Origin of the sequence: Bradyrhizobium sp., from assembly GCF_035309285.1 — a bacterium.
Taxonomy (GTDB): domain Bacteria; phylum Pseudomonadota; class Alphaproteobacteria; order Rhizobiales; family Xanthobacteraceae; genus Bradyrhizobium.
Map to the genome: position 1 here is coordinate 1 of NZ_DATGFH010000059.1, position 23,133 is coordinate 23,133.

General features: G+C 62.3%; 20 protein-coding genes. 12 read left to right on the top strand and 8 right to left on the bottom strand.

Translation table 11 applies throughout. The features are described from left to right. Together VKR55_RS11605 and VKR55_RS33050 are read right to left on the bottom strand one after the other, a co-directional pair. Positions 1-542 (bottom strand): SDR family NAD(P)-dependent oxidoreductase (locus tag VKR55_RS11605; protein ID WP_324403017.1); only part of this gene is annotated, 542 nt, incomplete at its 3' end. 133 nt (positions 543-675) lie between these two features. Beyond that, complete coding sequence (locus VKR55_RS33050; protein WP_414642341.1) at positions 676-1,107, bottom strand: GFA family protein; 432 nt, start codon at positions 1,105-1,107, stop codon at positions 676-678. Between the two features lie 242 nt (positions 1,108-1,349). Here VKR55_RS33050 and VKR55_RS11610 point away from each other — a divergent pair, with 242 nt between their 5' ends. Then, complete coding sequence (locus VKR55_RS11610; RefSeq protein WP_324403018.1) at positions 1,350-3,383, top strand: molybdopterin-containing oxidoreductase family protein; 2,034 nt, start codon at positions 1,350-1,352, stop codon at positions 3,381-3,383. Positions 3,384-3,606: 223 nt separating this feature from the next. Here the strand turns inward: VKR55_RS11610 and VKR55_RS11615 are convergent, their stop codons facing one another. Both VKR55_RS11615 and VKR55_RS11620 read right to left on the bottom strand, forming a co-directional pair. After that, entirely contained in the window at positions 3,607-4,356 is a 750-nt protein-coding gene (locus VKR55_RS11615) for a hypothetical protein (RefSeq protein WP_324403020.1), read from the bottom strand. A gap of 27 nt (positions 4,357-4,383) precedes the next feature. Continuing rightward, positions 4,384-5,379, bottom strand: a complete 996-nt coding sequence (locus tag VKR55_RS11620) for a LacI family DNA-binding transcriptional regulator (RefSeq protein WP_324403022.1) — start codon at positions 5,377-5,379, stop codon at positions 4,384-4,386. A gap of 145 nt (positions 5,380-5,524) precedes the next feature. Here VKR55_RS11620 and VKR55_RS11625 point away from each other — a divergent pair, with 145 nt between their 5' ends. From VKR55_RS11625 to VKR55_RS11645, 5 genes are all read left to right on the top strand, one after another. After that, the gene (locus VKR55_RS11625) at positions 5,525-6,862 is read left to right on the top strand and encodes an ABC transporter substrate-binding protein (protein WP_324403024.1); all 1,338 of its coding nucleotides are present in this window, start codon (positions 5,525-5,527) and stop codon (positions 6,860-6,862) included. Between the two features lie 31 nt (positions 6,863-6,893). Beyond that, entirely contained in the window at positions 6,894-7,784 is an 891-nt protein-coding gene (locus tag VKR55_RS11630; RefSeq protein WP_324403026.1) for a carbohydrate ABC transporter permease, read from the top strand. Between the two features lie 124 nt (positions 7,785-7,908). After that, positions 7,909-8,649 carry a carbohydrate ABC transporter permease gene (locus VKR55_RS11635; protein ID WP_324403028.1) on the top strand — a complete coding sequence of 247 codons (741 nt, stop codon included), beginning with the start codon at positions 7,909-7,911 and terminating at the stop codon, positions 8,647-8,649. Positions 8,650-8,960: 311 nt separating this feature from the next. Further along, entirely contained in the window at positions 8,961-9,515 is a 555-nt protein-coding gene (locus VKR55_RS11640) for a cysteine dioxygenase family protein (RefSeq protein WP_324403030.1), read from the top strand. Between the two features lie 54 nt (positions 9,516-9,569). Beyond that, positions 9,570-10,097 carry a GNAT family N-acetyltransferase gene (locus VKR55_RS11645; RefSeq protein WP_324403032.1) on the top strand — a complete coding sequence of 176 codons (528 nt, stop codon included), beginning with the start codon at positions 9,570-9,572 and terminating at the stop codon, positions 10,095-10,097. A gap of 440 nt (positions 10,098-10,537) precedes the next feature. Here VKR55_RS11645 and VKR55_RS11650 read toward each other — a convergent pair whose 3' ends face one another. Next, on the bottom strand, positions 10,538-11,017 hold the full coding sequence (locus VKR55_RS11650) for a Crp/Fnr family transcriptional regulator (protein WP_324403034.1): 480 nt from the start codon (positions 11,015-11,017) through the stop codon (positions 10,538-10,540). A gap of 163 nt (positions 11,018-11,180) precedes the next feature. Here VKR55_RS11650 and VKR55_RS11655 point away from each other — a divergent pair, with 163 nt between their 5' ends. Continuing rightward, complete coding sequence (locus tag VKR55_RS11655) at positions 11,181-12,230, top strand: LLM class flavin-dependent oxidoreductase (protein ID WP_324403036.1); 1,050 nt, start codon at positions 11,181-11,183, stop codon at positions 12,228-12,230. Between the two features lie 359 nt (positions 12,231-12,589). Here VKR55_RS11655 and VKR55_RS11660 read toward each other — a convergent pair whose 3' ends face one another. After that, complete coding sequence (locus VKR55_RS11660; protein ID WP_324403038.1) at positions 12,590-12,994, bottom strand: hypothetical protein; 405 nt, start codon at positions 12,992-12,994, stop codon at positions 12,590-12,592. Between the two features lie 87 nt (positions 12,995-13,081). Then, entirely contained in the window at positions 13,082-15,010 is a 1,929-nt protein-coding gene (locus tag VKR55_RS11665) for an AsmA family protein (protein WP_324403076.1), read from the bottom strand. Between the two features lie 262 nt (positions 15,011-15,272). On the opposite strand from VKR55_RS11665, the gene VKR55_RS11670 reads away from it, so the two are divergent. The 3 genes from VKR55_RS11670 to VKR55_RS11680 all read left to right on the top strand — a co-directional run bounded on the left by VKR55_RS11670 (position 15,273) and on the right by VKR55_RS11680 (position 18,809). After that, positions 15,273-16,010 (top strand): CoA transferase subunit A, encoded by a 738-nt coding sequence (locus tag VKR55_RS11670; protein WP_324403040.1) that lies wholly within the window; start codon positions 15,273-15,275, stop codon positions 16,008-16,010. Then, positions 16,010-16,660, top strand: coding sequence for a 3-oxoacid CoA-transferase subunit B (locus VKR55_RS11675; protein ID WP_324403042.1), 651 nt, complete (start codon positions 16,010-16,012; stop codon positions 16,658-16,660). The genes VKR55_RS11670 and VKR55_RS11675 overlap by 1 nt, the downstream gene beginning before the upstream one ends. Positions 16,661-16,925: 265 nt before the next feature. Beyond that, the gene (locus VKR55_RS11680) at positions 16,926-18,809 is read left to right on the top strand and encodes a caspase family protein (RefSeq protein WP_324403044.1); all 1,884 of its coding nucleotides are present in this window, start codon (positions 16,926-16,928) and stop codon (positions 18,807-18,809) included. A 79-nt stretch (positions 18,810-18,888) separates the two neighbouring features. On the opposite strand, the gene VKR55_RS11685 is transcribed toward VKR55_RS11680, so the two are convergent. Continuing rightward, entirely contained in the window at positions 18,889-20,649 is a 1,761-nt protein-coding gene (locus VKR55_RS11685; RefSeq protein WP_324403046.1) for a di-heme-cytochrome C peroxidase, read from the bottom strand. A gap of 368 nt (positions 20,650-21,017) precedes the next feature. Between VKR55_RS11685 and VKR55_RS11690 the strand changes: the two genes are divergently transcribed. Both VKR55_RS11690 and VKR55_RS11695 read left to right on the top strand, forming a co-directional pair. Then, on the top strand, positions 21,018-22,058 hold the full coding sequence (locus VKR55_RS11690; protein ID WP_324403048.1) for an ABC transporter permease: 1,041 nt from the start codon (positions 21,018-21,020) through the stop codon (positions 22,056-22,058). 50 nt (positions 22,059-22,108) lie between these two features. Then, positions 22,109-23,128 carry a sugar ABC transporter substrate-binding protein gene (locus VKR55_RS11695; protein ID WP_324403050.1) on the top strand — a complete coding sequence of 340 codons (1,020 nt, stop codon included), beginning with the start codon at positions 22,109-22,111 and terminating at the stop codon, positions 23,126-23,128. The last annotated feature ends 5 nt before the right edge of the window (positions 23,129-23,133 follow it).

Below are 23,133 nucleotides of genomic sequence, written 5' to 3' on the forward strand. Positions count from 1 at the left end.
GTCTCGGGCGCCAGCGCCACCGCCATGCAACGCGTCAGATGAATGAGGCCCGCCTTCGATACGGCGTAGGCGATCGAAGAGCCCATGGGGCTTAAGCCAGCTACTGACGCGATGTTGACGATGCGGCCTTTCCCTTGCGCCTTCATGACAGGGGCAACCGCCTTGGTCAGAAGCATCGGACCCGTCAGGTTGGTGGCCATGATCCTTTCCCATACTTCGATCGTCAGATCGTCGAGATTGACGAAAGGGATCGCGAAATTGTAAGCGGCGTCATTGACCAGAACATCCAGGCGGCCGAAGGCCTGGGTGACTTCGCCGACCAGCCTACCCACAGCCGCGCCGTCCGTGATGTCGCAGGCAAACGCTTGAGACTTGATTTGATAACGCGACGCCAGTTCGCCGGCGACGCCTTCCGCCTGCTCGCGGCTGCGCGCGTACATGATCGCGACATGCGCGCCCTCCTGCGCAAGGGCGTGGCAGATGCGCTGCCCCAGCCCCCCATTGCCGCCCGTCACCAGTGCCACCGCGCCCTTCAGGTCCATCGCTTCTCTCCCTTGATGCGAATGCATTGTCGCCTCGCCGCCACTCCCACCCCTTTTGATACCGTGCCGCGCCATCCGTTGGACCTGGCTACGTCACGAAGCGCACCAGGAAAGGTGACCCTCAAGGACGCGTTCATTGCCTTCGGGGACTCAATAGTTCGATCAATTGTGACAGCTTCGGCACCGTTTCGAAATGCGGGGCATCGGATGGAATCGTTTCCCAGGATGCCTTGGAGGCGGTGTACAGACGTGCTCCAATTTCGAGGGTCTCCAAATCATCAAGCAAGCCTGCGGGCACCCAATAATAGGCCGTGGTCCTTAATGGGTTTGGGACAGGAGAACCGCATCTCGCACAGAAGTCAGAACGAAAGCTGGTTGGTCTGACGTAGGACGAGATGTGCTCTCGTCCGGTGATCCAGCTGAAGTTTTGCGCTTCCACGATGATTGCCAAATTTGAGGACGCGCCCCCTTGTTTGCGACAAAGAGAGCAGTGGCACCGATAGGCCTTGGGAGAGATGGCCTCGACCCGAAACTCGACTGCTCCACAAAGACAACTGCCTTGCATTATGCCCTCGTCAATGTCGCGGTGAATGCTCAATTGTCCATAGCAAGATTCATGGACATAGTCTTCGACTCGCTATGCTGGACAGATTGGCAATCCTCAAGTGGAAAAATCTGCCCATCGCGGGTGGATAGCGCCAAGCACAGACAATGCCGTGCGCGTGAAGCCAGCTCATCCGAGGGGCTGCCGGTCGACGCCTTCTCTGATAAGATGGATAACGAGAACAGGATCAGGAGCATTCAGTCATGACGACTGCCGGCCCCAAGATTGTCCGCACCATGTGTCCGATGAATTGTCATCCGACCTATTGCGGGATGCTGGTCGAGGTCGAAGGCGGTCGGCTGAAGACACTGAGCGGAGACAAGGACAATCCGGACAGCCGCGGGTTTCTTTGCGTGCGCGGCCGCGCGACCGGCGAGATATTCGGCAATCCGAAACGGCTTCTTTACCCCCAAATTCGCGATGATCGCCGCACCGACGCCTGGCGGCGCGTGAGCTGGGACGAGGCGCTGGAGTTCATGGCGAAGCGGATCCGGACAGCCGGCCCCGAGGCTGTCGGGCTATGGGCGGGACATGGCGGCTTCACCACGGGCAGCGCCATAACAGTCCAGCTCATGCAGCGTTTTGCGAATATGTACGGATGCCAGAATTGGCACCCCGCAATGATCTGCTGGGGGCTTGGCGGCTTCGGCGCAGGCCTGTCGGGGGCCCTCAAGGTCAATACCAAGGAGGACATGGCCGAGAACTCGAACATGATCGTGCTTTGGGGCGCGAACATTGCGAGCCAGCCCAACACCGCCCGTCACGTCGTCGCGGCTCGGCGTCGCAGAGCCAAGATCGTCACGATCGATGTGAGGAGGACGGAAGCGGCGGCTCAATCGGATGAGGTTCTGCTGATCCGGCCCGGGTCGGACGCCGCCCTCGCATTGGCCGTGATGCATGTCATCATCACGGAAAAGCTCCATGACCCTGCATTCGTTGGTGCTCATACGGTCGGATTTGAGGAATTGTCGTCGCACATTCTGCCCTTCACGCCGGCGTGGGCGGCGGCGGAGACGGGTCTTGAGGAAAGCCAGATTGCCTCGTTTGCGAGAAGCTACGCGTCCACACGACCGGCCATGATCCTGTTCGGCGGCAGCTCCATGCACAAGGGTGCCAACGGCTGGCACGCGGCGCGTGCGATCAGCTGTCTGCCGGCTTTGACAGGTGATTTTGGCATTCCGGGGGGCGGTCTTGGTCCGCGTCACGGCGCCCACAGCGTGAGCTTGGGCCATCTGAACGCGGGCGTGACGCGCGCGCCGGGCAACACCATTCCCAACCAGATGCCCGAGATCGCAAAGGCCTTGTCCGATCGACGGCTCAAGGTCTTGCTGCTTCTGGGCACCAACATGCTGTCGTCGTTTGCCGACGCCGCAGAAATCTCGCGTGGGCTCGAGAAGACTGAGATGGTCGTCTGCGTCGATCTGTTCATGAACGAGACTGCGCGGCGCTTCGCGGATGTCGTGCTGCCAGGAACCGCATGGCTCGAGGAATTGGGGTTCAAGTTCACGAACACGCACCTCTATTTGATGGAGCGTGCGCTTGAGCGGGAGGGAGAGACCCGTCCCATCCACGAAATCCTGAAATCTCTGGCAAATTCTCTGGGCCTTGCTGACTTCTTTCCATGGGCATCGACGGAAGAGATGATCGACGTCATCCTGAATGATCCGACGACCGGCCATGCGACTGTTGCCTCTCTGCGCGCTGCGGGCGGCTTCGTACCTCTGAAGGTGCGTGCCGTCGCCTATGCGGATCGGAAATTCGATTCACCGTCCGGGAAGATCGAATTCCATTCGTCGCAAGCAGCCAGCCTGGGGCTGCCGCCGCTGCCGGTGCACGAGGGTAACGAAAGTTCACGCTATCCGCTGGCGTTGAGCTTCGGAAGGACGCTCACACACTTCCATGCGTTCTACGACGAAGGCAAAGCGCTGTCGTCGTTGGCAAAGCACAATACCGCCCCGCAACTTTGGATCTCGCCTGTGGATGCACAGGCGCGCCGGCTCGCCGACGGTGATGCGATCAGGATCTACAACGACCGGGGTGAGTTCGCTGCAACGGCCTGCATAACCCGCGACGTGCGGCCGGGCGTGGTCTGGATACGCGATGGATGGGTCGGCCTGAACAATCTCACCTCCGGAGAGATGGTGCTGAGCGGAGACGCTCTCAGTCTCTTTCCATTTTCTGTCGGGCAGGCGGCTTATGGCGCTCAAGTCGAGGTTGCGCGAGCGGCTCGGCTTTGAGCCGCCCTATCTTCACGAGATTGCCGGTCATTGCGAGCGGCGCGAAGCAATACCGCAACTCTCTCGTGCCCACACGCGGTCATGGCCATCCGTATTATAGTTGGTACCACGGTCGGGTTATCATTAGAGGTGCCGGCGCGTCGGCATCGCGGATAGTGGCACGAGCCGCAGCGCGGACAATGCCAACCCCTGCGGCTGAAGCCAAGGAGCCTCGAGACACGCATCACCCCGACAGTATCGCGGCGCGACGATCGCTGACGCGCAACATGACGTCGTGCAGCAAATATGCAAGCCGATTACGGCACCATGCCTGGCCGGACTGGGGGTCGTACTCAGTCGGCAGCGCATATCCGGCTGGCACGTATGCATCGAAGCCGAGCCGCCGCGCCGTTTCGACACAGCGGAACGCGTGATCCGAAAAAGCAATGACGCCGATGCAGCCGAGGCTCTCCGGCGGCCATCGCCGTGCGATGTCCTCGAGCACGGCTGTGGTTCCAAGATAAACCGGCTCATCGCGCTCGTCGCGCCGCGGAAAGATCGATATGACCGCCTCCGGGGGCAGCAGCGATGCTGCGGCTTCGGCCACTTCCCATTGCGCGATGAGGCGCGCGTCGGCCTCTTGCGAAAGGCGCGCGGCGAGGGCGGCCAGTGCTTGATTGACCGGACCCGGCTCGCGGTTCCCGTTCGGCGCCATGCGATTGCCGAATGTGAAGCCAATGATCGTCTGGATCTTGTTGGGCGCGATGGCAGGCGGCCTCCAGCAAAGCGCATCAACCTCGATGATTTCGGCCAGCCGCTGCGCGAGTTGCGCGTCGCCAAGCTCCGCGGCAAGCCTTTCCCTGATCTTCTCACGCGCCGACATCCTATGAGCACTCCCGCGATCCAACCGTAGGTTACCAAAGTCTTCGCAATAGAATTGTTCTTTCTCTACCGCCCGGAGCTCCGTCCCCCTGGAGTGCGACATGGCCGCCATGCCGCGAGCAAAATCGGCATGGTTGCCTCAGGCTCCGGTGCGGCTGATGAGCCGTGCCGGCAGCACGATGCGGCGCGGCGTCTTCACCGAGGCTGTGCCGCGGATGCGTTCGAACAGCAGCGAGACGGCAGTGCGGCCGATCTCCTCTGTCGGTTGCTCCACGGTCGTGATCTTCGGCTCGCAGACGGCAGCCCACTCGAAGTCGTCGAAGCAGGCGATGGATACGTCGCGAGGGCAGACCAGGCCTGCCGCAGCAATCGCTTTGAGCGCGCCAATCGCCATCAGGTTGTTGGCGGCGAAGATCGCGTCCGGACGCTCCTCGGCGAGCAGACTTCGCGTGGCGGCAAAGCCCTCATCCTGGCGAAAATAGCCATGACGCACCAGGCGCGGCTCAAAGGCGATGTCGTGGGCGAGGAGGGCCTTTTGGTATCCGGCGAGGCGCTCTTCGCTCGTCGAGACGCCCTTGGGTCCGAGCACGATCCCGATGCGCCGCCGACCGGCGGCAAGCAACTGAGTGATCGCCGCCAGCGTGCCGCCGGCATTGTCGACCGTCACCGAATCCAGCGGCAGGACCGGGTTCGTGCGGTCGATCAGGACCGCGGGCGCCTTGATGATCTCGCCAATGCGCCGGCCGTAACTCGGGTCGGAGCCCGCCAGGGCGATAACGATTCCGGAGACGCGGTGACTCTGCAGCAAGCGGAGATAGCGCTCCTCCTTCTCGGGATCCTCGTCGGAATTGCAAAGCATCAACGCATAGCCTTGCGCCTGAAGAGTCGATTCGATGGTCCGGGCAATCGCGCCGAAGAACGGGTTGGTGACGTCGCTGATGACGAGCCCGATGGTGCGGCTGATTCCTGTCTTCAGGCTGCGCGCAACACTATGCGGCTGGTACTTCGTCGCGTCGATCGCCGACAGCACGCGCTGCCGCAGCGCCGGCCTGACTGGCGCGCTATCGTTGATCACGGCCGAGACCGTGGCAATCGACACCCCGGCGAGCTCGGCGACGTCACTGATCGTGGTCATCGCGTTTGAACATTCTGTTGCAAATACCTGCGGTGAGTGTATTCTAAACGTTTAGAATGCGCTAAAACAAGCATATTGAACGGCCCGCGCCTGGCAATCCGGGGGCTCCGATGATAAGCGGGTCGCCGCCTCGAGGGAGGAAGTGATGCGTGGCAAGATCGGGCGTCGTCAGGTCCTGATGGGTGGCGCGGCGGCTGGCAGTCTACTCGTCCTTCCCGGAAGAGCGCCGGCTGCGATCGGCGCGAAGCCGCTCAAGGGGGTCACGCTCAATGTCTCGTGTTGGAGCGCGCCCTATCCGCAGTTCCTGGCCAAGTACATTCCCGAGTTCGAGGAAGAAACCGGCGCGAAGGTGATCTACACCACACCGTCCTTTCCGGTGTACAATCAGAGGATGGATATCGCGCTCGCGACGCGCAGCGATGCCTACGACGTCATCAACGTCACCTTCATCTATATCGGCCGCTGGATCGGCGCCGGCTGGGTCACGCCGCTCGATGAGTTCATGAGCAACCCGAAGCTGACGCCTGCCGACTGGGATGCTGCTGATTTCCTCCCCGGCACGACAGGCGCCTTCAAGGACGCGAAGGGACAGCTCGGCGCCGTCCCCTGGATCGCGGACCTGATGATGTCTGCGGCCTCTCGCTACGATTTGATCACGCAGGCGGGGTTCACGCTGCCCGACAAGTTTGCCGACATTCCCAAAATGCTGCAAGCGGTCAACGGCAAAGACGACGTGCCCGGATTCATCGTCGAGAATCACTACGGCTGGACCTTCATCGGCTTCCTGCAGGGCTTCGGCGCCAACGTGTTTCGCAATGCGCCGCACGATCTGATGCCGGTGCTCGACACGCCGGAAGCCATCGAGGCCGCCGGCTTCTTCAGCGACCTGTTGCGCAAGTACGGCCCCAAGGGCGCGCTGTCCTATACCTACGACGAGGTGGTTGCGACGCTGCAGAACGGACAGACGAACTATACCACCGAAAATGAGGCGTTCGTCGTGGCGATGGCTTCGCCGAAGAGCAAGGTGCAGAAGACCTGCGCGTTTTCGATGTTTCCCGCTGGTCCCGCTGGCCGCTTTCCGCAACTGGCGACGCATGGCTGGGGCATCCCCGTCGGCTCGCGCAACAAGGAGGCGGCATGGCAATTCATCGTCTGGGCAATGTCGAAACCGTTATTGCTGCGGATGTTCCGCGAGCAAGGCTGGAGCTCGGTGACCCGTCGCTCGATCATCGAGATGCCCGAGTTCAAGCAGAAGCTCACCTACAATGGATACGACATCGCGAAGATCTACCTGGACACGATCGAGCTTGCGAACAAAGGCTATATGGCCTACCGCACCGTGCCGCCCTATCCGCAAGTCGACCGCGAGATCAACATCGCGATCGAGAGCATCGTTTCGGGCGAGAAGTCGGCCAAGGAAGCCATGGCGGCGGCGCAGAGCAACTCGATAGCGCAGCTGCAGCGCGCTGGCGTCAAGCTCTGATGCCTTCCGCTTCGATCTCCGGCACGTGACGATGGCGGTTGCGACCTGGCAGGCCCAGCAGCGGCGGGCCTTCGTCCTTGGCCTGATGCCGGCGCTTCTGGTTCTTGCCGCCGTGACGGTCGGCCCGGCGATCTATCTCCTCGTGACCAGCCTGACGCCGATGACGCCGCTTAACCCGGGTAGCGGCCTCGATTTCTCGAATCCGCTGGGCAATTACCGGCAGGCGCTGTTCGAGAGCAGCTTTCTCCACTCGGTCGGCCTGCAAGTTGAATTGTCGGCGATCACGGTCGGATTGCAGACGTTGACGGGACTCGGTCTCGCCCTCCTGCTCAACATCAACTCTCGCTTCGCCGAGGCGGTGCGTACGGGATTTCTGATCCCGATGGTGCTGCCGCCCATCGTCGTGGCGATCGTCTGGAAGATTCTCTACACGCCGAACATCAGCCCGCTCTATGCGGTTTTCAGCTTTATCGGGCTGCCGCTGGGGTCGCTGATCACCGAGCCGGCAACGGCGCTGCCGGCAATTGCGGTGGCGGATACCTGGGAATGGTTTCCATTCACCTTTCTGATGCTTCTGAGCGCGTTGCAGATGATCCCACCCGAGCTGCTGGAAGCAGGTTGCATCGACGGAGCCGGCGCGTGGCAGATGTTCCGCCATATCCGGCTGCCATTTTTGCGTCCCGTGCTCGGCGTTGCCGTGCTGTTCCGCCTGATCGACAGTATCAAGGCCTTTCCGCTGATCTATGTGCTCACAAATGGCGGGCCCGGTCAGGCTACCGAGGTCACCAACTACTACGCCTTCATCCAGACCTTCAACTTCACCTATTGGGGCTACGGCAGCGCCATCGCTACGCTGATGGTGATTGGCGTCTTCCTGCTGAGCCTTGTCGTCAACCGGGTCTCCGGCCGTGCCGATGACTAGTACGCTCTCCGCATCGCAAGCCTACGCAACACCCGCGGGCCGCCGCCGGATTTCACGGCGACGCCTGCACCGGCATCTGATCAATGCCGCCAGCGCCGCGATCCTGCTTATCACGCTTGCCCCCGTGCTGTGGCTGGTCGAGATGTCGTTCCGCAGCAGTAGCTCCATCCTTTCGGCGAGCCTCTCCTTCACCCCGACGCTCAACAACTATCGCGCGCTCGGAGCGGGCGGCTTTCCCGCATCGTTCTTGAACAGCCTCGTCGCGAGCACCGCGTCAACAGCGCTCGCGCTGCTGATCGGGGCGCCCGCCGCCTACGCACTGACACGCTTCCCGTTCCGCAGCACGCGCCGAATTGCGATGTGGATTCTCGTCACGCGCATGGCGCCACCCATCGCCTTCACCATTCCGTTCTTCCTCGCCTTCACGTGGCTCGGCCTGATCGACACCGTCAGCGGGCTGGTCATCATCTATCTGACCTTCAACCTCCCGCTGGTCGTGTGGACGATGCGCAGCTTTTTCGCCGCCGTTCCGCGCTCGCTCGAGGAGGCCGCCTGGATCGATGGCGCTGGCATCTGGCAAGCCTTTCTGCGCGTCACCCTGCCGCTTTCTGCGCCCGGCCTCGCGGCGACCGGCATCCTGTGCTTCATCCTCTCATGGAATGATTTCTTTTTCGCATTGATCCTGACACGCACGAACGCCATGACTGCTCCCGTCGCGATCGTCAATTTCATGCAGTACGCCGGCTGGGAATGGGGCAAGATCGCCGCGGCCGGTGTGCTCGTGCTGCTGCCGGTGCTCCTCTTCACGTTCGTCGTGCGCTCATATCTCGTGCGCGGAATGCTGACTGGTAGCCTCAAGGAATAGCAGGCGTGGATCGGGTTGGGCTGGGATTCGGGCTTCGTCGGCGTCGCCATGCGCCGGCAAAAGAGGGCAACGATCGCGGCCTAGCGCTATGATCGTCCCTCACATTGACGCACGTCAATTGCCCCCGGGACTGAGATCGACGTTCTTTCCATCTGATCTGCCGCCGCCATGGCCGCCAAGGGCCAGCCGCTCTGCAAGCGCGCCAGTTGAGAAGTCCCGGCTCTCCTCAGGCTTAGAATGATTTTTGATCCTGGTGACTTTCCGTTATCCTGCATCTGCGTGGAGCGCCTCTCAAGGGGAGGGATCTTCAGATGAAGGTATTTGAACTGGTCGAAACGTTCGGGCGGGCAGGCGAAAGCGACCATCCGATGAATGCCGTCCGCGAAATCCTGGAATCATTGCGCGGGCGAGTGGACGTCGACAAACTGCTCTCGTATATCCCAGGGACAGGCGGCAATCCGCGGCAGGTATTTTATCGATCGCCGCAACTCACGCTCCTCAAGGTGTGCTTTCCCGTCGGGCGTCGCACGCCACCGCACACTCACGGCACCTGGGCTGCAATTCTGCAATTGTCGGGTGAAGAAAAAAACACGCTTTACGATTGTGAACACGGCAGGCTGCGCAGGACCGGAGAGGCGACGTTGACGCCCGGCACCGTACTCCCGCTCGCCGCAGGCGCGGTTCACGTCGTTGAATGCCGCGGCGATGCGCCCTCGCTCGGATTGCATGTTTATGGCGGCGACATTTTGGTCCTGCCACGTCGCGTGTGGGATCCGGAAACGCTCGAAGAGCATCCGCTGGATTGGACGCTCTACGAAAGATTTGCTCAGGCGGCGTCGAAGGCCGAGAGGGCGCCGCTTGGCTAGATGATCCTGCAAGCGCCTGCCCGAGTGGGTTAGGGCGAGCCGGAGCAACGCAGCATGATCGAAACGCCGCGCCTTCGACTTCACAGATGGGATGATCGCCATCGCGAAGCGTTCGCGGCCATGCACGCCGATCCCAAGGTCATGGCCGATTACGGGGGCGCTCTCACCCTCTCGGAGTGCAACGAGAAATTCGAGCGATACGTTGCCGCTGAACGCGATCATGGCGTTTCGCGATGGGCCGTTGAAAATCTCGACGGCGCATTCTTAGGATATGCAGGCGTGATGCCCCGGTTGTCGAAAGATCATCCGCTCGGGGCACATTTTGAGGTCGGTTGGCGGTTCGTGCGCGGGGCTTGGGGGCATGGCTACGCGACTGAAAGCGCCATGGCAGCCCTCCGGTATGCTGTCCATCAGGTTGGCCTGAGCGAAATCCTGTCCTACACGAGCCCGGACAACGAGCGCTCCCAGGCCGTCATGGCCAGGCTCAATTTGGTCCGCGATGCGACTCGCGACTTCATGGCGCTGACCCCAAGCGGTAAGCCGTGGCAAGGGCTGGTCTGGGTTGTGCCATCCCGATTGTAGCGTCGGCGGCGGGGCGCGACCTGCTCGGCTGGCTCGCACAGCGCGCCAAGGGGCTCTCGGCTCAGGCAGGCCTGCGCTGAGCCAGGGCGGGACATGGAAGAGGGTACAGCGGGCTGCGCGGTCTGGGAGATCGCCTGTAGATCATCTCCTCGCGGACGGAACGGGCTTCAACGCACAGCGATGCGTTCTCGAAAATCAATACCTGTAGCAACTCGCGAGCATGCGAGCCCTCTGCGCAGAGGTGATTGAGCTCCGAGCGCAGACGATGGCTTTCGATGATCGCCAGTTGAGCGCGCGAGATGAGCGGATCGAGACAGGCCATGGCGGATCATGCTGCCAAATCCGTCCCCCCGCATTCACCTGGGATACGTTTTGCAGATCAAAGGTGCGAAATGGCCGGCTCCGGGCTTTGCGCGAAGGCGCTGTCGCTCGAAACGTCATCACCGACTTTCACACAGCATCTGCAGCTCGGCGATGCGGTTGTCGGCGCGGCGGAGCCGCCGGCAGAGCTCGCGATTGATGTTCTGCATCACCATCACATAGGCGTGGATGTCGGCCTTGTAGTACGAATAGAGTTTCCGGGCGGTGAGCTCGTACAGCACGGTCGGGCTCTCCGCGACCACGGTGGCCGATCGGTTCTGCATCTCGATGAGCGTCATTTCGCCGAAGAAGTCGCCAGGCTCGAGACGGGCCATGCGAATGAGGCGCCCCGCATCGCCGCGCTTGGTCACCTCGAGCTCGCCGGAGTGAACGATGAACATCGAGCGCCCGGCTTCGTCTTCCGCCACGACGGTGGCGCCGGTGTCGAAGCGGCGCTCGACCAGCATCGGGATCAGGAGATCGAGGCTTGCATCCGAGAGGCCGCCGAAGAAAGGCGTGGCGAGCAGAAACGCTTTCAGTTCGGGCGAGCTGACGGCCATCCGCGCAATATACTCCCGCTCCCCGCGGCAGCAAACGGACCGGGACGGCGTCCCATTGCAAGCGGCCTTTGGCCGAGGATCGAGAAACCAGTCACTGACAGGCGTTTCCATCCGTTCCGGCGTCCGTTACCATCGGTGGCAAAAACCATGGGCGGGAGGAATGATGGAATTTGGCCTGTTCCACGAATTTCAGAAATCCCGGGAGACGAGCGAAGCAGAAGCCTTCGCGCAATCATTTGCGCTGGTCGATGCGGCCGAGCAGTGGGGGCTCGATGCGATGTGGCTTGCGGAGCTGCATTTCGCGCCCGACCGCTCGGTGCTGGCGTCGCCATTGATCCTTGCGGCCGCCATTGCCCAGCGCACGCGCCGAATGAAGATCGGCACGGCGGTCCAGGTGTTGCCGCTCTGCCATCCGCTGCGGCTCGCGGAGGAAGCTGCGACCGTCGACCAGATCAGCGACGGACGCCTCATCTTCGGCGTCGGGCGCAGCGGGTTTGCTCACACCTACCAGGCTTACGGCGTTCCCTATGAAGAAAGCCGCGAGCGCTTCGCCGAGACGCTCGAGATCGTCAAACGGGCCTGGACCGAAGAGCGCTTCTCCTATCGCGGAAAATATTTCGCGTACGACAAGGTGGCCCTGGTGCCAAAGCCGCGCCAGAAGCCATATCCGCCGATCCGCATCGCTGCGACCAGCACCGATACCTATGCCGCGATCGGAACGCTGGGTCACGCCATCTTCGTCGCCGCGCGCCTTGGCACGCTCTCGGAGCTGGCGCCCCTGGTGCGCGACTATCGCGAGGCCTATCGCGCCGTCGGCCATCCCGGCGCGGGCGAGGTCTATCTGCGGGTGCCGGTCTATGTCGCCGAGACCGAGGAGCGGGCACGGCGCGAGCCCGAAGAAAGCGTCATGCATCTCTTCCGCTCCATCGGTGGGCAGCTCGAGGCTTCTGCAAGCCTGTCGGGAGCGCGCGCCATCGAGCAGCGTGCCGAGCGCGGCCAGCGACTGCAGACCATCGCTTACGAGGATGCGCTGCGCGACAAGATGATCGTCGGCACGCCCGATCAGGTGGCCGAGAAGCTGCAGGGCCTGCGCGAGGAGATCGGACTTGACGGCATCCTCGCCGAACTCAATCCCGGCAGCCTCATTCCACATCCTCTCGTGATGAATGCGTTGCGGTTGCTCTGCCAGGAAGTGATGCCGCGCTTCGGTTAGCCGCGTTGTCAGTCACTTGGCGTCTCTTCAAGCCCGCGGCATGGGACAGCTCGGCCGCCCGGATGCGTTAACCTTTTGTTAACCATAAGGGAGCACCCTCGTACAAATCCGGGCAAGCGCCATGCATCACACCTTGTCCCGGCGACAGCCTTTTCGATCGTTCATCTCGTGGGGGACGGGCAGTGCCCGTGGGGGCTCAATGGAGCCACGGCATGTTGTTGCGTGAGTTGCAGGCGGGAGCCTATTTGCTTTCAGCATTCGCGGCGATGATTGGCGGCGCGGTCGGCGTCGCCCTTCCGATGATGTTGATCATCATTTGGGTGTGCTCTTAAAGCGCGCATGTCCGCAGTCCTGAAGCGTCATTTCTGCGATTGCAGCGCCGCGATGGTTTCTCTGACCAGGCGCGCGGCCGCGATGCGGTCATCGTTTGGCGTATAGGCCCAGCCAATCTTGACGACGACGAGGTCCTCCGAGGGGATCACGATCGTATATTGGCCTTGGCTGCCCTGAGCCATGAAGCTGTCGGCAGGCATGCCGGCGGCAATGCGCGCGTGGGCAGCGGCGGTATTCCCGCGGAGGGTCCAGAAGCCCGCGCCGTATTCGAAGTCGTGCTTGCCGGCACTTTGAGGGGTGAGCTTGGCCGAGTAGTCGACCCAACCCTCGGACAGGATGCGCCGGCCGTCCTGTGCGACGACCGTGAACGAGCTGCTCCGGCATCTGGAGGAAGAGTCGATCATTCGTTGCCAGCGCGGCAGCGTTCGCATCCTCGACCCGGACCGGCTCAGGGACACGGCGAAGGGATCGTGAAGCGCGAAGACGCCGCCGACCCCATGAATTGACGGATACGCGAGCTACTTGCCGGACGCCGCGGCGGCCGGCGCGCTCACGGGCGCAGCATCGGGGCTCGCGCCCCTCTGCCCACCGGCCAGGCGTTCGATCATCGCGCGTACGGCGTCGCGGGTCTTCTGATCCTTTAGCGCGCGGAGCAGCGGTTCGGTGATCGGCGAGCGGCTGATCAGGCTCTCGGCTTCGGGAAAGATCAGCGGGTCGTCCCACGGTCCCTGCACCACGAAGGGCAGATCGAAGCTCGAGGCGCCGTTCGACATCAAGCTGGCCGTGCCCTTCAAGTCATATTCGCGCGTCGGCACCGAGATGGTGCCGTTGAGCGTGACGCGCGAGGTCGCGTTCTCCATCTTCACTTCGTCGGTCGAGGCGATGCCATCGGCGAATTTCAGCGAGACGTTGAGGGTATCGTAGGGCGTCGAGCCGCTGCGGTAGCTGCCGGCGCCCGACAGCGGCCGGCGCTCGAGCCGCTTCAACAACTGCTCGACATTGAAGCCGGAGAGCGCGCCGTCATGGCCGGTCAAGGTCGCGGTGCCGTCGAGGGATTGCATCAGGGCGAACGGGCTCGAGCCGAGCGCGGCCAGCGAGACATTGATGTTGCCGCGGCCGGTAAGGCGGTTGACGCCGAACAATTCGCTCGCGCAGGACTGCAGGTCGACATCGAGGAATTGGAATTGCGCCTTGACGTCCGCGGCGGCGTCGGTGCGGGCGACGCTGAGCGAGCCCCTGGCGAGGCCGCCATAGACCTGCGCCTCGCCGACCGAGAGCGCGAGCGTGCCGTCGCGCAGATTGGCGCCGAAGGCGGTGCGGCCGAGCTTCGAGGAGCCGACGCTGACCCGCGCCGCCGACAGGCGCATGTCGAGATCGGTCGTCGACAGCGCGTTGAGGTCGAACATCTGCCGGTTCCAGTCGTGCGCGCCGCTCGCGAGCAGGCGGAAGGTCGAGATATACGGCGTGAAGTCGAGCGCGTCGGCAGCAAGCGTCGCCTGCAAGGTCTGCCGGCCGTTGTTGGCGTATGTCATCACGCCCTCGGCGACATTGCCGTCGAGCTCCACGTTGACATTGGTGAGCGCGATCGATGCGCCGACGACATTGGCGCGCGCCTTCAGCGCGAAGCGGCCGAAGCCGCCGGCCCCCGGCGGGGCCTGGCCGGTCCATTGCAGCGCGGTGCGCAGCGACGGGCTGTCGACGGTGAGCGTGCCTTCCATCAGCGTCGAGGTGCGGTTGGCGACCGTACCGTCGAAGGCGACCTTGAGCGGGGGGCTCGACAGCCGCGCTTTCAGCCCGGAGCGGTCGCCCGAAAGCGCCGCGACGAAATCCGAGACGCTGATTGCGCCGTCGACACGCTCGCCGCGCCAATCGAATTGGCCGGTGGCGGCAAAGGAACGCGAGATCGAGGGCCAGGCCAGCGACAGGTCGATGTCCTCGAGCTTCTCGTGCGCATGATTGCCGGCATCCTGATACGTGAGCACGCCGTCCTGGATTCGAATTTCGGAGAACGACACCTGGTTCTCGGCGCCGGGCTTCATGGTGCGCGCAATGGTGTGGATGAAGGGCGTCCAGTTGCTCTCGCCGTCGGCCTCGAGCTTCACCTTGATTTGGGGGCGCAGCATCATGACATCGGCGATCTCGAAGCGCTGTAGCAACAGCGGCAGCAGTCGCAGGTTCGCGGTCAAGACGTCGACACGCAGCGCCTGATCCTCACCGCCGCCCCTCAAGCCCACATCATGGAACGAGACATAGCTGCCGGGGAACACCGAAACATCGATCGAGCCGTTCACCGTCAGATCAAGTCCCGTGACCGCGCGGATCTGCGCCTCCACCGCATTCCGCAGGGCATCGCGGTTGATCAGCCAGGAACTCACGATCATGCCGAGCACCGCCAGTCCCAGCAACGCCGCGATCGGCGTCCCCAGGCGCTTCATTGCTTGGGCCATGGTCAGTGGCATGGGCTGATCGGCAGGATCGGTCGGATCGCGATTGAACGGGGACGGGCAGGGCGCGCCGGGACCCTTGCCAACCCCTGCAACTTGATGGGTTTTCTTGACGCTTTCAAGGCCATGCCGGGATGCTGCGGGCTCATCCCTAAGACGCAAGAACGCGAGCCGCCGGGCGTCATTGACGCGTTGCGAAGATTTCGCCTAATAATCCGGTCAATGACGGCCTTAAACGCCGCTTTCTCCCACCAGGTCCCATTTCATGAACAAGGTTTATCCCGACGCCAAATCGGCTCTCCACGGTCTTCTCAAGGATAACATGATGATCATGTCGGGGGGCTTCGGCCTCTGCGGCATCGCTGAAATCCTGTCGGATGCGATCCGCGACTCCGGCGTGAAGGGCCTGACGGTAGTTTCCAACAATGCCGGCGTCGACGGCATAGGGCTCTCCAGGCTTTTGGAGACGCGGCAGATCAAGAAGATGATCTCCTCCTATGTCGGTGAGAACAAGCTGTTTGCGCAGCAATTCCTCGCCGGCGAGCTCGAGCTCGAATTCAATCCGCAAGGCACGCTCGCCGAGCGCATCCGCGCTGGCGGGGCAGGCATTCCGGCCTTCTTCACCAAGACCGGTGTCGGCACGCTGATCGCCGAAGGCAAGGAAGTGCGCGAGTTCGACGGCGAGAAATATCTGATGGAACGGAGCCTGTTCGGCGATCTCGCCATCGTCCACGCCTGGAAGGGCGATACCGCCGGCAATCTCATCTATCGCAAGACCGCGCGCAATTTTAACCCGATGATGGCGACGGCTGCGAAGGTGACCGTCGCGGAGGTCGAGCATCTGGTTCCGGCCGGCGAGCTCAATCCCGACCACATCCATACCCCCGGCATCTTCGTCAAACGCATCGTCGAAGTCGGCACCGCCAAGAAGCGGATCGAGTTTCGCAACACCCGCCCGCGTCCGTCAAAGGCGCCGGCGGCCGGAACCGGAGTTGAAATCTGATGGCCTGGACCCGTGAACAGATGGCGGCCCGCGCCGCCAAGGAGCTGCAGGACGGATATTACGTCAATCTTGGCATCGGAATCCCGACGCTGGTGTCGAACTTTATTCCCGAGGGGATCGACGTTCAGCTTCAGAGCGAGAACGGCATGATGGGCATGGGGCCCTTCCCTTATGAAGGCGAGGAAGACGCTGATCTGATCAATGCCGGCAAGCAGACCGTGAGCGAGCTGCCGACCACGAGCTATTTCTCCTCGTCCGATTCGTTCGGGATGATCCGGGGCGGGCATATCGATCTCTCCATTCTCGGCGCGATGCAGGTGGCGCAGAATGGCGACCTCGCCAACTGGATGATCCCCGGCAAGATGGTGAAGGGCATGGGCGGTGCGATGGATCTCGTCGCCGGCGTCAAGCGCGTCGTCGTTGTGATGGAGCATTCGGCCAAGGACGGCCCGAAGCTGCTCAAGACATGCAACCTGCCGCTGACCGGCGAGAAGGTGGTCGATATGGTGGTGACCGATCTTGCGGTGTTCACCATCGACAAGCACGGCAAGGGCGGCATGGCGCTGATCGAGCTCGCCGACGGCGTCACGCTCGATGAGGTCAAGGCCAAGACCGAAGCCGAATTCCGTGTCGCGCTGAAGAACGCGTAACGTGCGAATAGCGAGTGGCGAATAGTGAGTAGCGAAGGGAAACCATTCGCCACTCACCATTCGCTCCTTCAAGGCTGCTTCAGATATTCCAGCAGCGCCCTGCCTCATGCCGCGGCGCACATCTGCGGGCTCAGTGTCGCGATCACCGACCAGCCTTCCGATCAATCAGCGTAAGTTTGGTATCCACCTGTGACTAATGTCACAGATGGCGTATTGCATTTCAGCATTCTGTGAATAGTCTGAACCATTGCGTTCGGGGGCAATCGTGAGCGCAGCCCGGCTTCTCATTCTGCTGATTTTCGCGAGTTGGCTTGCCTGCGGGCCCGCGCAGGCCGAGCAGCGCGTCGCGCTGGTCATCGGCAATTCGGCTTACAAGAACGTCCCGAGGCTCGCCAATCCTGCACACGATGCGGTCCTTGTCGCCGACATGTTCAGGAAAGCAGGGTTTGACGCCGTCATAACCAAATTCGACCTCGATGCGAATGGAATGCGCAAGGCGCTACGGGAATTTGGCGCGCGCGCCCAAGAGGCCGACATCGCCGTGATCTACTATGCCGGTCATGGCATGGAGCTGGATGGCAACAATTATCTGGTTCCCACCGACGCCACGTTGCAAACCGACGCCGATGTGCTGGATGAGACCGTGCCGATGGATCGCGTGCTGTTCGCGGTCGAGCCGGCCAAGCAGCTTCGGCTGATCATCCTGGATGCTTGCCGCGACAACCCGTTTGCCAAGACGATGAAGCGCACGGTTGCATCACGGGGAATTGGCCGGGGCCTCGCCAAGGTCGAACTCAATACGCCCAACACCATGATCGCATTCGCGGCAAAGGCGGGCTCGACGGCGTCGGACGGCGACAGTCAGAATGGCCCGTTTGCAACCGCGCTCGTCCATTACCTGCCAAAGCCGGGCCTCGATCTCCGTCTGGCGTTCGGCGACGTGCGCGACGAGGTTCTCAAGAACACCGGTTATCAGCAGGAGCCGTACGTCTATGGCTCCCTGGGTGGAGACAAGGTGTCGCTCGTCCCCGCCAAGCCGGTCGATGTGGCACCCAAACCCGACCCGCGGCAGGCCATTCGCAAGGACTACGAACTGACACTTCAGCTTGGAACCCGCGAAGCGTGGAATATTTTCATTGCGCATTACCCGGATGGCTTTTATGCCGACCTGGCAAGGGTGCAGTTGGACAAGATCGCCGCCGAGGAAGCGCATGCGGCGGCAGAAGAGAGAGCCCGCCTGGCCGAGCAGGAGAAAGCTCGGCTCGCCGCGGAAGGCGCGAAGAAGGCCGAACAGGAAAGGGCGGTAGCGGAAGCCAGGGCGGCGGAACAAGCGCGGGCCGCCGCCGAAGAGGCAAGGCAGATCGAACAGGCCAAAGCGGAAGCGGCGGAACAGGCGCGTGCGGCTGCCGAAAAGGCAGCAGCGGCGGACAAGGCTGCGGCTGAAAAAGCGGAAGCAGCAAAAAAAGATACAGAACAGGCCGCGAGCCAAAAAGCGGCGGCCGAACTGGCCGCTAAGCAGCCGGCCGACAAACAAGCCCAGGAATCAACGCCACGGCAGAAGGAAGACCAGGCACAGAAGGTTGCCGCCCTTCCGCCTCCAGCGCAAGCCGTCACACCTCCTTCGGCAGCGGAGATAGCAAAGTCGATCCAACAGGAGTTGCGGCGAGTCGGATGCTTCACGGATGCCGCAGACGGCGAGTGGAACAATGCGTCGCAGCACTCAATGACGCTATTCAACAAATACGCAGGAACGGGGTTTAACGTGAAGCTTGCAAGCGTCGATGCGCTTGACGCCATAAAAGCCAAGCCTTCTCGCGTGTGTCCATTGGTGTGCGATCATGGCTTCAAGGCCAAGGCCGACCGATGCGTTAGGATTACTTGCCCTTCTGGCTATCGCGTCAATGACCACAATGAATGCGAGGTTCAGAAGAAAAGGCCCGTCACGACCGAGAACAACTCCAGGCCAAAGCGTGAGCTGGAAAGCAACGCAGCCTCGCCCGCAACCTCGAAGCCGCAGGCGTCAGGACAAATTTTCTGTGGTCGATCGGGTTGCCGGCCCGTGGGGCCCGGATGCAAGTTGGTCGATAACTCCGCGGCAAATGGGTGGGGTGGCCTGCCTTTATATTCCACTCGCGAAGTCTGTCACTGAGTTGCGCTGACAAACGCGCCGTTTACGCCAACGTGGACGATCCGAGCCGCCACCCGATCTTCGTTCTCCGCGCCGCACATTAAAGCTGTTTCAGATATTCCAGCAACGCCCTGCGGTCGTCATCAGTCAGGCCCTGGGTGTAATCGTGTCCGGCATTGCTGTTGCCGGGCTGCGCGCCGGCGCCGACCACCAGCGTGCCGTCCTTGTAGGGCGACTCCGTCGTCACGTAGCCGACCTTCTCTGGATCGTATTTCCGGCTGCCGACCATGAAGGATGGTGAGCGCTTGTCCGGTGGCAGCAAGAGTTCATAGAGATTCGGCACCGAGCCGTTGTGCAAGTACGGCGCGGTTGCCCAGATGCCGTGCAGCACGCGCGACTCATAGGCGTTCGGCTCGCCCGGAACCTTGAACATGTTGGCGAGCCTGCTTTCGATATGAGTGCGCACATTGTCCCGCACCGAGGGCTGCAGCAACGAGACCAGGCTCGGCAGCTTCTCGTTGTCGGCGAAGAGCACGGCGAGATCCTTGTTGACCGCGAGCCATACGCCGGCCTTGGGATTGGGCAGCCGCGGCAGCGGCGGGATCGCGTCACCGAACAGCGCGCCCACCACTGTCGTCGCCAGGATGTCGGCGGTCGGAGCGGTGGCGCCGAGCTTCGAACCCGGCGGATTCGGCGATAGCGCGCCGTTGAGAATTCCGGTGTCCGAGATGCGCAGGGAGTTCTGGTACATCTTCGGATCGGTCTTGGCGTCCACGACCTTTGTCAGCCACAAGCCCTCGGGCGGGATGCGCCGCTCCTCGTGGCAGCTGCCGCAACGCTCAGCGAACAGCACGCGGCCCTTGTCGACGAGATCTTGATCGAGGTCGAACGGCCAGGGCGGCGGCCGGAGCGACGCGATCTTCTCCTCAAGTGCCTGCAGGTTGGTGAAGTTCACCGAGTTGTTGCGGAAATTATAGTGCGGCGGCAACAGCTGCTTCCTCGGGGTGAAGTCGGCGAACACGCCGAACACCTCACCGGTGTTGCGCCCGATGGCATTGATGTAGAGCCCGTTGGGGACGCCGCCGTTCCATTGCGTGCGATCCTGCCGCGACGCATTCCACAGGAAGGGATAGCTGACCGGCGCATCTGCGACCTTGAAGTTGCCGTCGATCCCGAGATCCTTGCCGGCAACGCGGTTGAAGATCATGCCGAAGGCATCGAGCCGGCCGGGGCCCCAGGGCGAGGCCGGCAGGCTCTTGTCCATGAAGCTGCCCCACTGCTTGACCCAGTCGCCAAAGTCCGACTTCAGCGTATCGGAACGCGAGGACGTGTAGCGCGAGCCGAGCACGGCATGGGCGAATTTGTCGAAGCGGGCGGAATCGCTCTGCGTCGCTCGTAGCGCTGCGGTCAGGTCAGAGAGGAAGAGCTGGAAATTGGCGGTCGCCGGCGCGCCGTCGATGCGCAGCTGCTGCGTGACGCCGTTCTTGACGTATTCGATCTGGCCGGTATGGCACGCCGCGCAGGTCATGCCGAGATAGCCTGTTGTGGCATCGCCATCGAGGACAAAGCCGACCGGCAGCCCCTCCGGATTCCATTTGGCCGACTTCTCGTTCGGAAGATAGCCGTAGCGCTGGAGCTGGTCGCCGCCGAAGGGCTCGTCGACATCAAGGCGCCGCAGCGCCTTGTACCAGGCGTACGGCACCATGTGCGATCCCTGGCTCGTCGTGTAGAAGGCCTGGCGCTCGTCCTCGGTCCAGCCCTGCTTGGCATATTGCAGCGCCGGCGCGCTATCCCCAAGCGCCGCGGCGGAGGTCGCAATCATCATCGACGAAAACAACAGGACCTTGAATGACTTTCTCATGAAATCGCCTCGCGTGATCGGGAAATGTCTTTCATAACGCAGCGCCTCGAAACTATTAAATCAAACAGCGTTTGAAACAACCAAAAGATGCATGACGGGAAATGATTCTCCATCGCGCCGCGGGAGGGAATCCGATCACGCGTCGGGGCCATCGGGGCAGGCCTGCGAACCATGCGGTCCTAGCTCGACGGGGAACCTTCTGCTCCGTGGCGTGACGCGGCGACAATGAATTCCGCTCCGTGGAAGTGCGGCGGCAAGCCGTCGGATGGCGGGAGCGCGGCCGTCGCCTTGCGCGAGAAATCGAGAAATCAATTTGACGAGGCCGGACGGGCGCACCTAAACTCCAGGAAAATTTCCGGGAGGAAGCGATGCGTTCGCCTTTGCCGTCACGTGGCTTTGAGCAGCACGCAGACAAGCTATCCACCGCTTCCTCGCTTCCCCGCTTCCGCATCGGCAAGACCAGTCAGGAGCAGATCGTGCTGGCGATCACGGTTCTGCTCGTGATCGTGTTCGGCGTCACTCTGAACGGCTTTGCCACCGTGTCGAACCTTCTCAATCTCCTGCGCAGCATTTCCATTCTGGGCGTGCTCGGCCTCGGCATGGGCCTCATCGTGATCAGCCGCGGCATCGATCTCAGCGAAGTCGCGATCATGGCGGGCTCCTGGTCGATCGCGCTGATCGAGATGCAGCAGGGCATGGCGGTGCCGCTCGCGGTGCTGCTCGCGCTCGCACTTGCGGTCTTCATCGGCATCATCAATGGCGTCATGGTCGCCTTTGTCGAAGCGCCACCCCTTTTCGTGACGTTGGCCGCGGGCTTTGTCATTTACGGCCTGGCTTTCTGGTTTGCCCCGGCTTGGGTCGTCTACGCACCAAAGGATGCGCCCGGATTGACGTTCCTCGGCGCCGGACATCTGTTCGGCATTCCGGTGCCGATCCTGGTATTTGCGGTGGCCGCGATCGCCATGCAGCTATTCCTGTCGCGCACCTCGGTCGGGCGTTTCGTCTATGCCCAGGGCGACAATCCGGAAGCCGCGCGGCTCTCCGGTATCGCGCTGCGGCCGCTCATCGTTCTCGAATATGTGCTCGTCGCCATCCTGGCCTGGATGGCGGGCTTCGTCTGGGTCGGCACGACCGGCAGCATGCAGATGGCGATCACGCAGGGCACCATGATCTTCGACGTCGTGCTGGTCGTGGTGATCGGCGGCATCAGCCTGGTCGGCGGCCGCGGCGGCGTGTTCAGCGTCGTCGTCGGCTGCATCCTGATCGGTACGCTGCTCAACGCCTTCACCATCATGGACGTCAACAGCGAGGTGCAGAACATCATCAAGGGCGTGGTGCTGCTCGCGGCCATCGTGCTCGACAACTGGCTGCACCCCCGCGACGAGGAGACTGCGCGGCAGGGCGATTGATCGTTTACGACAACGAGACTGAATCAGGCAAAAGGCGGAGGAGGAAGGCCATGGACATGAGGAAGATCTGGACGTCGCTGCTCGCGGGCGTCGTGCTGGCGGCGCTGCCGATGTGGGCCGGGGCGCAGGAGGGAACCAAGACGGCGCGCGAGCTTCGCGCGTCCTATGACAAGTCCCTGGAGGGCAAGACGGTCGCCTATCTGCCGATCGCACTCGGCGTTCCGCTGTCGGACGAGTGGGGCCGCGTGGTGAAGGAAGGGGTGGAATGGCGCGGCATGAAATTCGAGGTGCGCGATCCCAACAACAATCCGTCCGCGATGCAGCAGGCGCTGACCGCCCTGGTCGACCAGAAGCCGGACGTGCTGATCGTGCAAAATCCGAGTGTCACGCTCCTGATGAAGGACCTGAAGCGCGCCGAGCAGCAGGGCACTCACGTCATCCAGATCAATATGTCCTCGAACTACAAGTCCGATGCCTTCGTCGGCGCCGACTGGCATGAGATCGGCAGGATGCTGGCGACCGACGTCGTCAAGCAATGCGGCACCGGTTCCGGAAAGTCGGGCAAGGTGCAGATCGTGCAGGGCGAATTGACCGCGGCCGCCAGTGTCGATCAGGTGGGCGGCATCATGGAGGTCCTGAACAAGGATCCGAACATCAAGGTGGTCTCGAACCAGGCCGCGAACTGGGATACCAACACCGCGCTCAACATCACCGCGACCGTGATCCAGCAGCATCCCGATCTCTGCGCCAGCATCGGCTTCTGGGGCGTTATGGAGAGTGGCGCAGCCCAGGCGATCCGCAACGCTGGCAAGATCAACGACGTCAAGGTCTATGCCTCGGGCGAGGGCTCGCAGCTTGATTGCGACCAAGTCAACTCGGGCAATTTCTACAAATTCCTGAGCTACAAGGCGACCGAGCAGGGTCATGACCTCGTGATGGCGGCGCTGACGCTGCTGGAATCCGGCGAGAAGCCCGGCGCCAGGAACCTCGAATATTACACGCAGCCGATCTGGCTCGATAAGACCAACGCCAGCGGAGCCAACTGCTTCGCACTTCCAAAGAAGAGTTAGCGGCG

Coding starts and splice junctions, on each gene's coding strand:
- VKR55_RS11670 (WP_324403040.1), top strand. CDS start 15,273: ATGAACAAGGTTTATCCCGACGCCAAATCGGCTCTCCACGGTCTTCTC.
- VKR55_RS11695 (WP_324403050.1), top strand. CDS start 22,109: ATGGACATGAGGAAGATCTGGACGTCGCTGCTCGCGGGCGTCGTGCTG.
- VKR55_RS11640 (WP_324403030.1), top strand. CDS start 8,961: ATGAAGGTATTTGAACTGGTCGAAACGTTCGGGCGGGCAGGCGAAAGC.
- VKR55_RS11625 (WP_324403024.1), top strand. CDS start 5,525: ATGCGTGGCAAGATCGGGCGTCGTCAGGTCCTGATGGGTGGCGCGGCG.
- VKR55_RS11665 (WP_324403076.1), bottom strand. CDS start 15,010: ATGGCCCAAGCAATGAAGCGCCTGGGGACGCCGATCGCGGCGTTGCTG.
- VKR55_RS11615 (WP_324403020.1), bottom strand. CDS start 4,356: ATGGCGGCCATGTCGCACTCCAGGGGGACGGAGCTCCGGGCGGTAGAG.
- VKR55_RS11645 (WP_324403032.1), top strand. CDS start 9,570: ATGATCGAAACGCCGCGCCTTCGACTTCACAGATGGGATGATCGCCAT.
- VKR55_RS11675 (WP_324403042.1), top strand. CDS start 16,010: ATGGCCTGGACCCGTGAACAGATGGCGGCCCGCGCCGCCAAGGAGCTG.
- VKR55_RS11620 (WP_324403022.1), bottom strand. CDS start 5,379: ATGACCACGATCAGTGACGTCGCCGAGCTCGCCGGGGTGTCGATTGCC.
- VKR55_RS11630 (WP_324403026.1), top strand. CDS start 6,894: ATGGCGGTTGCGACCTGGCAGGCCCAGCAGCGGCGGGCCTTCGTCCTT.
- VKR55_RS11655 (WP_324403036.1), top strand. CDS start 11,181: ATGGAATTTGGCCTGTTCCACGAATTTCAGAAATCCCGGGAGACGAGC.
- VKR55_RS11690 (WP_324403048.1), top strand. CDS start 21,018: ATGCGTTCGCCTTTGCCGTCACGTGGCTTTGAGCAGCACGCAGACAAG.
- VKR55_RS11685 (WP_324403046.1), bottom strand. CDS start 20,649: ATGAGAAAGTCATTCAAGGTCCTGTTGTTTTCGTCGATGATGATTGCG.
- VKR55_RS11650 (WP_324403034.1), bottom strand. CDS start 11,017: ATGGCCGTCAGCTCGCCCGAACTGAAAGCGTTTCTGCTCGCCACGCCT.
- VKR55_RS11660 (WP_324403038.1), bottom strand. CDS start 12,994: ATGCGAACGCTGCCGCGCTGGCAACGAATGATCGACTCTTCCTCCAGA.
- VKR55_RS11610 (WP_324403018.1), top strand. CDS start 1,350: ATGACGACTGCCGGCCCCAAGATTGTCCGCACCATGTGTCCGATGAAT.
- VKR55_RS33050 (WP_414642341.1), bottom strand. CDS start 1,107: ATGCAAGGCAGTTGTCTTTGTGGAGCAGTCGAGTTTCGGGTCGAGGCC.